Source organism: Halolamina sediminis, from assembly GCF_001282785.1.
Classification (GTDB): Archaea; Halobacteriota; Halobacteria; order Halobacteriales; family Haloferacaceae; genus Halolamina; species Halolamina sediminis.
Map to the genome: position 1 here is coordinate 2,766,412 of NZ_CVUA01000001.1, position 14,207 is coordinate 2,780,618.

14 protein-coding genes are annotated in these 14,207 nt (G+C 68.2%); 6 read left to right on the forward strand and 8 right to left on the reverse strand.

The features are described from left to right. Positions 1-39: 39 nt before the first annotated feature. Positions 40-549: a M50 family metallopeptidase gene (locus tag BN1959_RS13875; protein WP_053949210.1), complete on the reverse strand. Its 510-nt coding sequence runs from the start codon at positions 547-549 to the stop codon at positions 40-42. Between the two features lie 86 nt (positions 550-635). Here BN1959_RS13875 and BN1959_RS13880 point away from each other — a divergent pair, with 86 nt between their 5' ends. Further along, positions 636-1,514, forward strand: coding sequence for a hypothetical protein (locus BN1959_RS13880; RefSeq protein ID WP_053949211.1), 879 nt, complete (start codon positions 636-638; stop codon positions 1,512-1,514). Here BN1959_RS13880 and ilvA read toward each other — a convergent pair. Next, a complete protein-coding gene (gene ilvA, locus BN1959_RS13885) occupies positions 1,511-2,722 on the reverse strand; it encodes a threonine ammonia-lyase (protein ID WP_053949212.1) in 1,212 nt (403 codons plus the stop codon). The genes BN1959_RS13880 and ilvA overlap by 4 nt on opposite strands. Positions 2,723-2,892: 170 nt before the next feature. Further along, complete coding sequence (locus BN1959_RS13890; RefSeq protein ID WP_053949213.1) at positions 2,893-3,330, reverse strand: gamma-glutamylcyclotransferase family protein; 438 nt, start codon at positions 3,328-3,330, stop codon at positions 2,893-2,895. A gap of 292 nt (positions 3,331-3,622) precedes the next feature. Between BN1959_RS13890 and BN1959_RS13895 the strand changes: the two genes are divergently transcribed. Then, the gene (locus BN1959_RS13895; protein WP_053949214.1) at positions 3,623-4,864 is read left to right on the forward strand and encodes a tRNA (guanine(10)-N(2))-dimethyltransferase; all 1,242 of its coding nucleotides are present in this window, start codon (positions 3,623-3,625) and stop codon (positions 4,862-4,864) included. 3 nt (positions 4,865-4,867) lie between these two features. Here BN1959_RS13895 and BN1959_RS13900 read toward each other — a convergent pair whose 3' ends face one another. Further along, entirely contained in the window at positions 4,868-6,031 is a 1,164-nt protein-coding gene (locus BN1959_RS13900; protein ID WP_053949215.1) for a lycopene cyclase domain-containing protein, read from the reverse strand. Positions 6,032-6,130: 99 nt separating this feature from the next. Here BN1959_RS13900 and BN1959_RS13905 point away from each other — a divergent pair, with 99 nt between their 5' ends. Together BN1959_RS13905 and BN1959_RS13910 are read left to right on the forward strand one after the other, a co-directional pair. After that, positions 6,131-7,399, forward strand: a complete 1,269-nt coding sequence (locus tag BN1959_RS13905) for a YihY/virulence factor BrkB family protein (protein WP_053949216.1) — start codon at positions 6,131-6,133, stop codon at positions 7,397-7,399. Beyond that, the gene (locus BN1959_RS13910; protein ID WP_053949217.1) at positions 7,400-8,287 is read left to right on the forward strand and encodes a phosphatase PAP2 family protein; all 888 of its coding nucleotides are present in this window, start codon (positions 7,400-7,402) and stop codon (positions 8,285-8,287) included. Between the two features lie 115 nt (positions 8,288-8,402). Here the strand turns inward: BN1959_RS13910 and BN1959_RS13915 are convergent, their stop codons facing one another. Beyond that, positions 8,403-8,882 carry a universal stress protein gene (locus BN1959_RS13915; RefSeq protein ID WP_053949218.1) on the reverse strand — a complete coding sequence of 160 codons (480 nt, stop codon included), beginning with the start codon at positions 8,880-8,882 and terminating at the stop codon, positions 8,403-8,405. A 49-nt stretch (positions 8,883-8,931) separates the two neighbouring features. Continuing rightward, on the reverse strand, positions 8,932-10,287 hold the full coding sequence (glnA, locus tag BN1959_RS13920) for a type I glutamate--ammonia ligase (RefSeq protein ID WP_053949219.1): 1,356 nt from the start codon (positions 10,285-10,287) through the stop codon (positions 8,932-8,934). A gap of 125 nt (positions 10,288-10,412) precedes the next feature. Between glnA and lrp the strand changes: the two genes are divergently transcribed. Next, complete coding sequence (gene lrp / locus BN1959_RS13925) at positions 10,413-10,877, forward strand: HTH-type transcriptional regulator Lrp (protein ID WP_053949220.1); 465 nt, start codon at positions 10,413-10,415, stop codon at positions 10,875-10,877. A gap of 41 nt (positions 10,878-10,918) precedes the next feature. Here the strand turns inward: lrp and BN1959_RS13930 are convergent, their stop codons facing one another. Both BN1959_RS13930 and BN1959_RS13935 read right to left on the reverse strand, forming a co-directional pair. Next, positions 10,919-11,863, reverse strand: coding sequence for a type IV pilin N-terminal domain-containing protein (locus BN1959_RS13930; protein WP_053949221.1), 945 nt, complete (start codon positions 11,861-11,863; stop codon positions 10,919-10,921). A 171-nt stretch (positions 11,864-12,034) separates the two neighbouring features. Further along, entirely contained in the window at positions 12,035-13,105 is a 1,071-nt protein-coding gene (locus BN1959_RS13935; protein WP_053949222.1) for an aminopeptidase, read from the reverse strand. A 111-nt stretch (positions 13,106-13,216) separates the two neighbouring features. On the opposite strand from BN1959_RS13935, the gene BN1959_RS13940 reads away from it, so the two are divergent. Continuing rightward, positions 13,217-13,960 carry a DNA polymerase sliding clamp gene (locus BN1959_RS13940; protein WP_053949223.1) on the forward strand — a complete coding sequence of 248 codons (744 nt, stop codon included), beginning with the start codon at positions 13,217-13,219 and terminating at the stop codon, positions 13,958-13,960. Positions 13,961-14,207: the final 247 nt, after the last annotated feature.

Consider the following 14,207-nt stretch of genomic DNA (forward strand, 5'->3'; position numbering starts at 1 on the left):
ACCCGTTGCTCCGGTGTGACGACCCTTAATTCCTCTCGACTACGACCCGAGTAGCTTTCGGAGCGAACGCACCGTCCGGTAGCCGTCGCTTGGGCGCCCGGCGTAGGCGCTGCTCCACCAGTCAGGGTAGCGGACCGGCACGGCAGTGACCACGAACTGCCAACCGGCCCCGAGCGCGACGCCGGTAACGAGGAGCTCCGAGACGGGACTAACGTCGACCGACCGGAGCGTCACAAGCGCCACGAGACAGACAGACAGGGAGGTCAACGGTCCGGTGAAGGAGCAGAGGGTACGCTGCCGGAGTGTCATCTCCCCAGCGGCGCGGTAGAAGCCGACCCAACCACTGAGCGCCGACACACCGATCGTGAGTCGACCGACAGTCCACTCGCGGTCGGCCTCCGTGCCGAGTACAATCCCGACCGACCCGTCAGTAACCGCCAGCGCGACCGCCGCGTGGCCGAGTTCGTGGACTGCGACCAGCGCCGGAAGCACCCCGACGTAGAGGAGTACACAGAGCACGACGACGGCAGGGGTCGAAACCGAATCCATCGGGCGGGAGCAGACACAGCACGGGCAAATAGCTGTCGGCGCGCCGCGACCGACGTTTCAAGTACGATAGCGCGCCAACGACGGCCGTGAACCGAACGGTCGCCGGCGCCCTCCGTACAGCGGCGCTCGCCGTCGTCGCCCTCCTCGCGTTCGCACTCCGGCGCGCCCGGAAGCGCGCTCGCGAGGTCCCGCTCTCGCCGATCACCGCCGGCTGGTACGTCGGGTCGGGGTTCGTCGAACGCGAGGGACTGACGACGGGCGAGGAGCCCGCCGGCGAGGTCGCCGACGTAGCCCATTTCGCCGGCGAGGCGTTCGATCCCGACCGACTCCACCCTGAAGTGCGTCGGTTCTACGAACGCACCGCGGCGTCCGAGATGCGCTACCGGGCGAACTGGCACCGGCCGTTCCGGACCGGCGCCGCCGTCGCGAGCCGGCTCACGAGCCGGATCGAGCAGCTCAACCTGCCGGGGCCGGGCGACCAGTCGTGGCACCGGCTGGAGAGCCGGTTTCTCGACGTCCGGGAGCCCGGCTCGGTCGCGATCGACGACGACCCCGCCGAGCCCGCCCGCGAGGACGTGCGAGCGTGGATCCGCACCGATCCCGAGACCGACGAGGCGGTGTTCGTCGCCCTCTACGCCACCCATCACCGCGACGGCGACGGCTTCGCGAACATCTCCGTGCCGGTGCCGGACGGCGGCGTCGACACCGTGTTGCGCCCGGAGAACCTGCCCGTCGAGGGAGTCGACGGCGGCACCGGCATCCGCCTCACCACCGAGGTAGCCGGCGATCCGGGGCTGTTCCTCCGGACGCCCGCGGGCCCGTTTGCAGTGCCGGGCGGCCAGCGCTTCGACGTGTGGCCCGTGGACAGCGAGACCGAGGGCGAGCCACGGCTCCGCGCGACCCACGAGATGTGGCTACTCGGACAGCCGTTTCTCACCGTCGAGTACGAGATCGAGCGCGCCTAGACCAGCCTCTCGGTCTCGTAGCCGTGGGCTTCGATCGCGGCGAGCAGTTCGTCGACGTGGTCGTGGCCGTGGGTCTCCAGATCCAGCACCACCTCCGCGGCGTTCATCGCCACGTCGCGGGAGGTGCGGTCGTGCTGGATGCCGTAGATGTTCGCGTTGTGGTCGGCGATGATCTCCACCAGGCGTTCCAGCGACCCGGGGTTGTCCTTGAGTTCGGTCCGGACCTTCACGTACCGCCCCATCTGGACCAGCCCCCGGACGACGACCGTCGTGAGGTCGTTGAGGTCGATGTTGCCGCCACAGAGCGCCGGGACGATCGTCTCCTCGTCGTCGTACGCGAACGCCTCGCTCAGCACCGCCGCCAGCGCCACCGCGCCGGCGCCCTCGACCAGCGTCTTCGAGCGTTCGAGCAGGTACGTCAGTGCCAGCGCGATCTCGTTGTCGGAGACGGTCACCACCTCGTCGACGCGCTCCTGAATGATCTCCCACGGCTTCTGGCCGACCGACCGGGTGGCGATCCCGTCGGCGATCGTGTCGACGGCGTCGAGTTCGTGTCGCGTCCCTTTCTCCAGCGATCGGGCGACGCTCGAAGCGCCCTCGGCCTGTACACCGATCACGCGCACGTCGTCGAGCGTAGCCTTCAGCGCCGTCGCGACCCCGGAGATGAGTCCGCCGCCGCCGATGGGGACGACCACGGTGTCGGCGTCGGGACACTGCTCGGCGATCTCGAGGCCGAGCGTCCCCTGGCCGGCCATCACGTACTCGTCGTCGAACGCGTGGACGTACGTCCGGTCCTCGAGCGCCTCGATCTCGTGGGCGCGGTCCTGTGCGTCGTTGTAGTCGGCGCCGAAGAGGATCACCTCCCCGCCGTAGCTTTCGGTGGCGTCGACTTTCGCGATCGGCGCGTGCTCGGGCATCACGATCTTGGCGTCGACGCCCGCCCGGGTCGCCGCGAGAGCGACGCCCTGTGCGTGGTTGCCGGCGCTGGCGGTGATCACGCCGGCGGCCTTCTCCGCCTCCGAGAGGGTGGCGATCCGGTTGGCCGCGCCACGGATCTTGAACGAGCCGGTGCGTTGGAAGTTCTCGAGCTTCGGGCGCACGTCCGCGCCGGTCATCCGGGAGAAGCTGTGGGAGTACTCGAGCGGCGTCGTCCGTGCGACCTCGTCGACGCGGTCGCGTGCCGCCTCGATATCGGCGAGCGAGAGCATACCCTCGACAGTCCCACGGCTGGCGCTAAGGCGTTTCGATGCTGAAAGGGAAAGGGGGGAAACGCACGCGTCACCTGCGTGCACTCACTCCTTGGATAGCCCCCGGCATAAGCCTACCCCGACCGCGGTGAAAGTGAAACCGGGCGCCGTGTGTCGATCGACGACGAGCGTCACTGCGGTCGAACGTGTACGTCGTGTCGACGAACGTACTCGCGAACGCGGTCGGCGAACGCTCCGTGCTCGTCAGTCTCAGGCCACGTCACTTCGTCGTCGACGCCGAGTCGCTCGGGGTCGCCGACGTACACCGCCGCTGTCTCAGTCAGTCCAGACTCCCCGGTCGAATCGACCGCCGACGAGTCGGCCCGCTCGACCGGGACGGATACCCGGACGTAGAGCCCGTCATCGACGCCCTCGTAGGCGTCGAGGGCGTCGATGTCGTCGGTCCGGAGCAGTCGCCCGCCGGTCTCGCCGCCGGGGGCGAGCGTGGGGTACTCGCCCTGCACGGGGTGGAGCCCCGACAGCACCGCCGAGCCGATGAAGGCGTAGGCGTCGACGGCCGACGCGACTCGCTCGGGCTCGGTCAGGGTGCCGTAGACGAACACGTCCATACCGATCGTTCGGCGCGCTCGCTTAAGAAGGAAGGGCCGGATCGTGATTTCGGGAAGCGGTCGGCGCGAAACGGGCGCGACCTTGTGTCGCGCCTCAGCGCGAGGGACGAGTGAGCGACCGACGGGAGCGAACGAGTCGGCTGGGGAGGAGTGTGGACTGTGCGGGTGGGACTGAAAGGGGCAGGGGCTTTCACGGAGTTGCTGACCACTACACCGAGAGAACACACGAAACAAACCCCGAAACCGAATCCCGAACACAATCGCTTTCCCCACACCACGACCACCAACGACCATGCGCGTCAGCGAGGGCGACGTCGACGTCGAGGCGCCCGACCCGCGGGACGGCAGCAGCGAGGGCGCCGGCGACGACGTGTTCTTCAACCCCGAGATGGAGCTGAACCGCGACCTCACCGTCGCGGTCCTGCGAGCCTACGCCGAGCGAACGGAGGCCGGCGCGGCGAACGTCAGCCGCGACGGGACAGAGGCCGGCGCGGCGAACGTCAGCCGCGACGGGACCGAGGCCGGCGCGGCGAACGTCGAGCAGTCCCACTCCGACGAACGGACGCTCTCCTACCTCGACGCCATGACCGCCACCGGCGTCCGCGCCGCCCGCGCGGCCGAGGCGGGATACGACGTGACCGCCGCCGACGTGGACCCCGACGCCGTCGAACTCGCCCGCGAGAACCTCGCGCTCAACGACCTCCCCGGCGAGGCCGTCGAGTCCGACGCCAACGTCCTCATGCACTCCGAGCGGTTCGACGTGGTCGACCTCGACCCGTTCGGCACGCCGATGCCGTTCGTCGACGCCGCGGTCGCCGGCACGCGGAAGCTACTCTGCGTGACCGCGACCGATACCGCGCCGCTGTGTGGCGCCCACTTCGACTCCGGCGTCCGGAAGTACGACACCGTCCCGCGGAACACCGACTTCCACCGGGAGATGGGGCTGCGCGTCCTGATCGGCGCGCTGGCCCGCGTCGCGGCCCGCCGGGACGTCGCGGTCGAACCGATCGTCTCCCACGCCACCCGCCACTACGCCCGGACGTACCTCGATCTCACCCACAAGGCCACCGCCGCGGACGAGGCGCTGCAGTGGCTCGGCTTCGTCTACCACTGCGAGGACTGCCTCTACCGCGAACACGAGTTCGGCCGGATCGCCCACCCGCCCGAAGATTGCCCGAACTGCGGCTCCGCGCGCTGCTCGTCCGCGGGCCCGATCTGGCTCGGCCCGATCGCCGACGGCGAGTTCGTCGACGGCGTCGCCGACGAGGTGACGCCGAACATGGGCGAGTGGAAGCGCGTCAGTCGGCTGCTCGACACGCTCGGCGCGGAGCTCGACACGCCGACGCACTACGATCAGCACCGCCTCTGCAAGCAGTGGGGCGCGCCGGCGAACAAGCTGGAGACGTTCCTCGACGACCTCCGCGACGCGGGCTACGACGCCAGTCCGGCCCACTACGGCGGGACCTGCTTCAAGACCGACGCCGACGTCGAAGAGATTCGCGAGGCTGCGGAACCGACGCTGGATACCGAGTAGCGCTCATTCCCGCGGATTGACAGTCTCGTGGATGCCCAGCACCACCGCTGGGACCACGATCATGAAGATATGCTCCTCCAGCGGGATGCCCAGCAGTTCGATCCCGGTCCGCATCGGGATCGCGAACACACCCACCTCCAGCGTGTACCAGTCCCAGACGTAGGCAATCGGGTACAGCGCCGGGATCGTCCGGGCGGCACGGCGGAGTGCACCCTCTCCGGCCCGGAGCAGTAACGCCAGCGCGACCGCGCCGAAGACGACCTCCGTCGCGAGATACGTGTAGGGTCCCAGCGCGGTGATGTCCGGCAACGGAACGCCCGCAAGCGGTTCGAAAAACACCGCGACCAGCAGGGCCGCGAGGAACAGGTACGCGCCGCGGACGAGCAGCATCGTCGCGATCTCGGGGTCGCGCCGGACCGCCACGGCGGCGACGGCGCCGAAGAGCAGACTCGCCGCGGGCGCACTCGGCGGGAGCACCCCGATAATCGAGAGGGGGACGACCGCGAACAGCCCCGCGGCGAGTAGCGCGACCGCAAGCGAGCGCGAGCGGTCGGAGCCGAGGACGACCGCGACCGTCCGCTTCCCGATCGAGCGGTCGTACTCGTAGTCTTGCGCGTCGTCGATTATCTTCACACCCGCGAGCACGACCACCAACACCGCCGCCAGCGCGAGCGTTCGGGGCGCGATCGCGCCCGTCTGGGCCGCGTAGCCCGTGAGCAGACAGAGGCCGATCCCGACGGGGTAGCCGAGCGTCGTCGTCACGGGGTTGGTGTCGAACTGCGGCGCGTGGAGGTAGCCGATCGCCCACATCGGCGCCGCGAACGCGACGGCGACGGGGTGGGCAAGCAGCGCCAGTCCGAGGAGACAGCCGAGGAAGCCGACGGTCGCGGCCGCGAGTCCGAGCCGACAGCCCAGCACGGTCAGGGGGTGGTCGTCGTCCTCGCCGCGGCGGTGGAAGTCGACGTAGCCGTCCTTCACGTGGGCGGTGTAGACGGCGAAAAAGGCGGCCCCGGCGCCGACCAGCGCGACTGCAGGGTCGAACGCGCCCGAAAGCGCCGCGCCGAACAGCGCGGTCGCCACCGGCGGGAGCATGAACACCGGATGGACCTGTGAGGCGTACGCGCTGGCGAGGGCTGTGGGGCCGCTCCCGTGACGGGCGATGACCATGCGGTGTGTTGGGTAGGAACATCAATAAGTGACGCGACGGGTGGCTCCCGACCCGGCCGCTCCACGGGGTTCTTGTAACGCGCTCGCCTACGGAGAGTCGTGCTTTCACGTCTCCGCAGCGCCTTCGGGACCGGCAGGCGCGTCGCCGTCGTCGCGAAGGAACAGGAGCTCACGTTCCTCGCGGCGGCGGTGGCCTACTACGCGTTCGTCTCGCTGATCCCCGCGGCCGTGCTTATCCTCATCGTCGCTAGCGTCCTCGGCGGCGACCAGCTGGCTGCGGTCGTGCTGGAGTCGACCGGGCAGTTCCTCACCGAGAACGGGCAGGACGTCCTGACGACGGCGCTCACCGCCGACGACTGGCAGGGTGGCGCGACGCTGATCGGGCTCGTCTTCCTGATCTGGGGGACGCTGAAGGTGTTCCGCGCACTGGACACCGCGTTCGGCAACGTCTACGGCACGCAGAGCGAGGACACGCTGCTCGACCAGTTGATCGACTCGGGTATCGTCGTGGTCGGGATCGGGCTCTCGATGACCGTGATGTTCGTCCTCGCGGGCGCCTTCGCGGCGTTCGACCTCGGCCCGGTCGTCGAGGCGCTGGGCGTGCTGGTGTTGCCGGTGTTCCTGACCGGCGCGTTCCTCCCCATCTACTACCGCTTCCCGGACACGTCCGTCACCGTCCGGGAGGTGCTGCCCGGCGCCGTCGTCGCCGCCGTGGGCTGGACCGCGATGCAGGCCGTGTTCCAACTGTACGCCAGTGTTGCGAGCACCTCCGCCTACGGCATCGTCGGCGGGGTGATTCTGCTTGTGACGTGGCTCTACTTCGCGGGCGCGATCGTCATCTTCGGCGCCGTCGTCAACGTCGTGCTCGCGGACAACCGCACGCACGGCGTCGACTCACCGGGGGAGCCGATCGGCCAACCCGGGCCTGGCCCGCCGACCGACGACCGGCAGTTCCAAGGGGAACGGGAGCCAGCCTCGGAGTACATGGCAGAGCGCGAACCCCGCGGCGCGCCCGACGTCACCGAACTCGCGGAGGAGGTCGACGAGCTCCGGTCCGAGCTCGACGGCTTCGAGGACGACGTCGAGCAGCGGACCGTCGACAGACCGCAGTTGGAGGAGGATCTCAAGTCGTACGTCCGCGCCCGGATGCGACAGGGGAAAGCCCGGGGCTGGGGGCCGTACCTGATCCTGCTGTACGGCGTCGTGCTGAGCCTCGGCGCGTTCTACTGGCTCTCGGACTGGGCCGCCGTCGCGGCGATGCTCGTCGCCTTCACCTCCACGCTGGGGCTCTACGTCCTCTTCGTCCTGTTCGGCGGCGTCATCGGCGCCGCGAGAACTGCCGGCGGGATCGCGGAACGCCTGCGATAGATGCACGGCTGGGGGGTCACGGAGGCGCTAGCCAGCCTCCCCGACGGGGTCGTGCTGCTGTTCGCGCTACTGACCCAGCTCGCCGACGCGTGGTTCGTCTTCGGCGGGCTTGCCCTCCTCTATCTGCTCGCCGACGGGCGACTCGCGAGCGAGCCGCGACGGGCCGGTGCGACGCTGATCGCGCTCGCGATCTGTGCGCTCGCCGCCACGGTCGCGTTCAAAACCGCCTTCGGGGTCCACCGCCCGGCGGGCGCGGGCACGGCGACGGCGCCGGCGTGGCTCCCCGCGCTCTTGGACCCTGTCTACGCCAGCATCGCGACCGGCGACGGGTTCGGCTTCCCCAGCGGCCACGCCACGTCGAGCAGCGTCGTCTACGGCGGGCTCGCGCTCGCGCTGGACCGGCTCTGGACCCGCCGGAAGCGACTGCTCGCCGCCGGCGGGATCGTCGCCGTCGTCGCGCTCTCCCGACTCGTCATCGGCGTCCACCACCTCCCCGACGTGCTGGCGGGGGTCGTCGCCGGCAGCGTGGTGCTGCTCGTCGTGTGGCAGGTCGCCGACGGCCGGGCCGACCGGGCGTTCCTCGCCGCGGCGGCGATCGGCATCGTCGCGCTCGGCGCCGCGGCGATTTTTGCACCGAACCACCCCGACGAGGCGCTGAAAGCCGGGATCGCCGTCGGCGGGGGCGTCGGCGCCGCCGTAGCGTGGCGCCGGATCGGCGGCGAGTACCCGTCGCTCCCGGTTCGGATCGCGCTCCCGGCTACGCTCGTTCTCGGTGCCGCGTGGGGCGGGATCTACGCCGGGGGGTTCCCGCTGCCGGCGGCAGTCGGCGGCTCGGCGCTGGTCGTCGGCGCCATCGTCGCGCTGCCGTGGGCGGTCGTCCGACGCTAGTCGAGGGACTTCTCCATCACGACCTCGTCGTACTCCCGGAATTCGAGCGGGCAGTCGTCGACGATCTCGTAGCCGTGGGCGTGGTAGAACTCGGGCAGGAACAGACCACCGCCGGCTACTCGGTCACTCGCAGATCTGGAGCACCCCCGACGGCCACCTGTTTGGCGTGGCGGACGATCACCACGTCGTACGTCAGATCGGCGGCGACGTTGCCGCCGACGCTCGAGAGCGTCGTCACCAGTCTGCCGGCGTTGTCGCTCCCGATGAACACCATCGAGGCGTCGACCTTCCGAGCGACCTGTCTGAGCTTCCGGGCGATCGATCCGGCGGGGGCTCTCCGTGAAGCGCGCTCGACGCGGAACGTCGCTTCGGGCGCGTGCTCACGAACCTGCTCGCGGAGCCGTGCAACGATAGCCTCGTGGTCGAACGGCTCGCCAGCCTCCATCCACCCGCGGTCCCGGGCGTACTCGGTGTTCCCCTGCGGGACGACGGCGGCCGCGATCACCGGCTGGTCGAACGTGTCCGCGAACTGGACTGCACGGTCGAGCGCCGCCGCCGCGAGTGTCGACCCGTCGAAGGGAACGAGAAACGTCATTGGAGAGTAAACGCCGGCGGTAAATAAAAAGAAATCGCGAGCGGATCGCTCAGAACTTCTCGAGGTAGCGGTCCAGCTCCCAGTCGGAGACGTCGACGAGGTACTCCGCGAACTCCGCGTTCTTCGCCTCGACGAACTTCGGCCCGACGTGGGGGCCGAGCGCCTCGTAGACGGTGTCGTCGTCTTCCAGCGCGTCGACGGCCTCGCCGAGGTTGGTCGGCAGCGTCTCGATGCCGTACTCCTCGCGTTTCTGCTCGTCGAACTCGTAGATGTTCTCGCGGATCGGATCCGGGCAGTCGAGCCCCCTCTCGACGCCGTCTAGGCCCGCGTGGATCAGCACCGCGAAGGCGAGATACGGGTTACACGAGGGGTCGGGGAAGCGTGCCTCGATGCGCGAGGCGGCCGGCACGCGCGCGGCCGGCTTGCGGATCAGCGCCGAGCGGTTGCGGTCGGACCACGCGACGTACACCGGCGCCTCGTAGCCGGGAACCAGTCGCTTGTAGCTGTTCACGGTCGGGTTGGTGACTGCCGCCAGCGCGGGCGCGTGGTTCAGGATCCCGGCGGTGAACTGCTTGGCTGCCTCGCTCAGGTTGAACTCGTCGTCCTCGTCGTGGAACGCGTTCTCGCCGTCCTCGAACAGCGAGAAGTGGACGTGCATCCCCGAGCCGTTGACCTCGGCGATCGGCTTGGGCATGAACGTCGCGTGGAGGTCGTGCTGGGCCGCGATCGCCCGGACGACCGTCCGGAACGTCGCGACGTTGTCGGCCGTCGAGAGCGCGTCGTCGTACTCGAAGTTGATCTCGTGCTGGCCCTCAGCGACCTCGTGGTGGGAGGCCTCGATGTCGAATCCCATCTCCTCGAGGCCGTAGATGATGTCTCGGCGGACGTCCGAGGCGAGGTCCTTCGGCGCCACGTCGAAGTAGCCGCCGGCGTCGTTGGTGTTCGTCGTCGCCTTCCCCTCCTCGTCCTCCTCGAACAGGAAGAACTCCGGCTCGGGCGCGGCGTTGACCTCGTACCCCATCGACTCGGCGCGGTCGAGTGCGTCCTGCAGCACCGCACGCGGGTCGCCCTCGAACGGCTCGCCCGTCGTCGTGTCGATCACGTCGCAGATGAGTCGCGCGGAGGTGTCGCGCCACGGCAGCACCGCGAACGTGCCCGCGTCGGGCTTGAGGCGCATGTCCGACTCCTGGATGCGGACGAACCCCTCGATCGAGGAGCCGTCGAAGTAGATTCCCTCGGTGAACGCCTTCTCCGCCTGATCGGCCGGGACGGAGACGTTCTTCACCGTCCCGAGAATGTCCGTGAACTGGAGTCGCAGGAAGTCGATACCTTCGCGGTCGATACGTTCGAGAACGTCGCGTTCCTCCTCGGTGAGGCCGCCGTCCGGGGCCGGGTTGTCCGTCATGCTCTATCGGCAACTACGCCTCATACTACAAGAATATTCCCTTCCTACCAGAATAGTGCCGAGGCCTGAGCTCGATAATTGGATGTTCGTAAAGTTCTTCCCGGGGGCGAGCGGAATGGAGTACCATGACGTACGAAAACCTCGATGCGCGCCTGATCAACTCCCTGCTGGGCAACGGTCGCGCGAGCCTCCGCAGTCTCGGTGAGGAGCTGGACGTCTCGGTCACGACGGTGTCGAACCACCTACAGGATCTGGAGGATCAAGGCGTGATCGAGGGGTACAGTCCCGACGTGAACTATCAGGAGCTGGGGTACGACGTGACGGCGATCCTCCAGCTCAAAGTCGAGGGGACGGCGCTACCGGAGATCACCGACCGGCTCGCGGAGCTACGCGGGATGGTGTCGGTGTACGAGGTGACCGGCGATCACGACGTCGTGGCCGTCGGGAAGTTCGAGGACACCGACGAGATGAACGACCGGATCAAGCGCGTCCTGACCGACGACGACGTGCGGGAGTCGAACACGTCGGTCGTGCTGAACGCGGTCGTCGAGGACCAGCAGTTCGAGTTGGCCGTCGACGAGGAGGAGTAGGACGGCGTCGGTTCACGAAAACGCGAACCGCAGCCTGCCCCTTACTCGGGGTCCTTGGGGGTGTACTCCGAACAGGACTGGCCGTCGATAGTCGAGTCGGTGCAGTCGAAGTCAGCTTCGTCGACGTACACGTCCCCCGACACAGTCGCGTTGTCGAGTTTCACCTGCTCGGTGGACGTGACCGACCCGGTGACCGTGCTGTCGAGGACTTTCACGGCCTTGTTCTCGCTCCGCACGTCGCCGTCGACGCGGCTTCCGTCGACGACTTCGGCGACCTTCTGGGCGAGGACGTCGCCGCCCACGCTCGCGTTGCCGAGTTTCACGTCCGCCGTCCGGGAGGTCGCCGCCCCGGAAATCGTGCCGTCCTGCAGGTTCAGAACCTTCTCCACGTCGACATCGCCGTACACGGTCGCGTCGTCGCCGTCGAACTGGTTGCCGTCGCTCACCGTCTCGCCGAGGACTGTCCCGCCGTTCTGCACTTCGACACCGCCCGTCGTCTCGACATCGCAGTCGGCGACGATACCGTCGATGGTGATACCGTCGGTTCCCCCGTCGGTCCGCTCTTCGACCCAGTCACAGCCCTCGTCGGGGGACGGAGCGGTCCGTTCGGGATCGAACGTGTCGAGGATGTACTCGGTTCCGTGCTCGCCGACGTACACGACCTCGATCTCGTCTCGGACGGGAAGGAGCGTCCCCTTCTCGCCGACTTCGAGATACGTCCCCTCGAGTGCTCTGGTGTCGACCGCACCCCGCAGACGGAGTTTGTCCCCGTCGAGTCTGTCCCCCTGCTCGTGGATGAGGTGATGGGTGATCCTGTCCTCGGTCGGCTCCATCTCCAGAATCACGTTCGGCTGCGGTTCGCGTTCCTGAGCGAGATCGAGGAAGATCACCGTCGAGACGGCGGCGAGCGCGATGACGATCGCCAACAGCAGCGCGACACCGACGACTGGCGAGATCGCCCGTTCGTCGGCGGCACCGCGGGCCATATGTTGGCTACGTGGAGCGAGACGTATTACGGTTACTGTGGGTAGGTAACGCCGTCGTTCGAAGGAACCCCGCTTCGCGTTTCTCAGTCCCGTCCGCAGGGGTCGTTCCTCCCCGCTCGTTTTTCGAGACGGTTTGCCGTCGCGCCGCCGGCGCGACGTTTTCCCGCCTCGCTACTCGAACCTGAACTCCCCGTCTTCCTGTACGACTTCGCCGTCGACCTCGATCACGGAGTCCTCGCTCATGTCGAGGATCATGTCGACGTGCTCGGCGCTGTCGTTGACCTCGTTGCCCTCGCCGACACACTGCGGGTAGGCGCTCCCGACGGCCATGTGGACCGTCTCGCCCATCTTCTCGTCGAACAGCATGTTGTAGGTGAACTGGTCGATGGCGTCGTTCATCCCGATCCCGAGTTCGCCGAGGTAGCGCGCTGCCTCGTCAGTGTCGAAGACGCCCTGCAGGACTTTCTCGTTGCGTTCCGCGGAGAACTCGGTGACCTTCCCGTCCTCGAAAGTGAGCCGGACGCCCTCGACCTCGCGGCCCTGCCGGTACAGCGGCATGTCGAAGTAGACCTCGCCCTCGACGCTGTACTTCTCGGGTGCGGTGAACACCTCGCCGCCGGGGAGGTTCGCCTCGCCGTAGTCGTTGGCCGCGGTGTTGCCCTCGATGGACATCGTGATGTCCGTCTCCTCACCCGCGCGGATGTGGACCTCGCTGGCGTCGTCGAGGATCTCGACGAGGTTCGACTGGAACTCCCGCTGGGCCTCCCAGTCGAGGGAGACGGCGTCGTAGACGAACTCCTCGTAGGCTTCGGTGCTCATGCCCGCCAGCTGGGCGTAGCCCGGGCTGGGGTACTGCGTGAGACACCACGTCGTGTCGAGGCGGGCCTTCTTCACGGGGTCGTGGGCACGGTTGTACGCGGCCGTGGTCTCGGGGTCGACGTCGGCCTTCTCGCTGGGGTTCGGACCGCTGCGGGCGATGATCGTCGCGTCGGCGTGCTCGTACATCGCGAGTTCGTGGTCGGGCGTGTCGAACGCGTCGCTGCTGCGGAGGAACGCGCGGTCGGCGCGCTCGGAGTAGGTGAGCAGCAGGGGGTTGGCGCCCTTCTCGCCGAGCAGTTCGTGGAGCGCGACGGCGAGGTCCTCGGCGTCGCCCGGGACGTAGACGATCACGTCGTCGCCGGCCTCGATGCCGGTAGAGTGCTCGACGATGGTCTCGGCGTGTTCGCGGACTCGTGGATCCATAGCCGGGACGTCGGGGCGAGCGAGCCATACCCCTTGCGGAGTCGAACTGGCGGGCCGGTCGGGGGGCCAAGAATCGGGAGGCTTTTTGAGTGTCGGGCGGAACGAACGACCATGTTCAAGGCCATCGTGAGCGCGTCGACGCTCCGGGACTCCCTCGACGCCGTGAGCGTGCTGGTCGACGAGTGCAAGATCCGGCTGAACGAGGAGGAGCTGTCGATCCGCGCGGTCGACCCGGCCAACGTGGGCATGGTCGACCTCACCCTGGAGGCGGCGGCGTTCGAGTCCTACGAGGCCGACGGCGGCGTCATCGGCGTCAACCTCACGCGGCTGGAGGAGGTCGCCGGGATGGCCAACGCCGACGACCTGATCCACCTCGAACTCGACGAGGAGACCCGGAAGCTCCACATCGAGGTCGAGGGGCTCTCCTACACGCTGGCGCTGATCGACCCCGACTCGATCCGCAAGGAGCCGGACATCCCGGATCTGGACCTGCCGGCGGAGATCACGCTCGAGGGCGCGCAGCTCAACCGCGGGATCACCGCCGCCGACATGGTGAGCGACCACATCCGCCTGCGCGTCGACGAGACCGACGAGACGTTCCACATCGAGGCCGAGGGCGACACGGACGACGTGGACCTCCAACTGGAGTCCGAGGACCTGATCGCGCTGACTGCGGGGCCCGCGGACTCGCTGTTCAGCCTCGACTACCTGAAGGACATGAACAAGGCGATCGCCTCCGACGCCGAGGTTCGGGTGGAGCTGGGCGAGGAGTTCCCGGTGAAGCTGCACTACGAGTTCGCGGAGGGGCTGGGCACCGTGACGTTCATGCTCGCGCCGCGTATCCAGAGCGACTGATCGGTCTTTCTGCGTCTTTTGTTGGTACGGTCCGGGGTGTGGGCTCACCGTACGAGGTGTGATCTCCGTACGTGCTGTGATCTCCGTAGATGCTGTTTCGATGTGTGACGACCGTAACAGCGACAGCAGCTCGATCGTAGACCACTTGCGACCGCACCGCCCCGCACAGCCCTCGAACCTCCCCAACCGACTCACTCGGCCTTCGGCCTCGTTCGTCCCTCGCGCGCTCGTTCGCGCACGGAGGCGC

Excerpts from the sequence above, each read along its gene's own strand:
- BN1959_RS13875 (WP_053949210.1), bottom strand. The coding sequence starts at position 549 with ATGGATTCGGTTTCGACCCCTGCCGTCGTCGTGCTCTGTGTACTCCTC.
- ilvA (WP_053949212.1), bottom strand. The coding sequence starts at position 2,722 with ATGCTCTCGCTCGCCGATATCGAGGCGGCACGCGACCGCGTCGACGAG.
- BN1959_RS13890 (WP_053949213.1), bottom strand. The coding sequence starts at position 3,330 with ATGGACGTGTTCGTCTACGGCACCCTGACCGAGCCCGAGCGAGTCGCG.
- BN1959_RS13895 (WP_053949214.1), top strand. The coding sequence starts at position 3,623 with ATGCGCGTCAGCGAGGGCGACGTCGACGTCGAGGCGCCCGACCCGCGG.
- BN1959_RS13900 (WP_053949215.1), bottom strand. The coding sequence starts at position 6,031 with ATGGTCATCGCCCGTCACGGGAGCGGCCCCACAGCCCTCGCCAGCGCG.
- BN1959_RS13910 (WP_053949217.1), top strand. The coding sequence starts at position 7,400 with ATGCACGGCTGGGGGGTCACGGAGGCGCTAGCCAGCCTCCCCGACGGG.
- BN1959_RS13915 (WP_053949218.1), bottom strand. The coding sequence starts at position 8,882 with ATGACGTTTCTCGTTCCCTTCGACGGGTCGACACTCGCGGCGGCGGCG.
- glnA (WP_053949219.1), bottom strand. The coding sequence starts at position 10,287 with ATGACGGACAACCCGGCCCCGGACGGCGGCCTCACCGAGGAGGAACGC.
- lrp (WP_053949220.1), top strand. The coding sequence starts at position 10,413 with ATGACGTACGAAAACCTCGATGCGCGCCTGATCAACTCCCTGCTGGGC.
- BN1959_RS13930 (WP_053949221.1), bottom strand. The coding sequence starts at position 11,863 with ATGGCCCGCGGTGCCGCCGACGAACGGGCGATCTCGCCAGTCGTCGGT.
- BN1959_RS13935 (WP_053949222.1), bottom strand. The coding sequence starts at position 13,105 with ATGGATCCACGAGTCCGCGAACACGCCGAGACCATCGTCGAGCACTCT.
- BN1959_RS13940 (WP_053949223.1), top strand. The coding sequence starts at position 13,217 with ATGTTCAAGGCCATCGTGAGCGCGTCGACGCTCCGGGACTCCCTCGAC.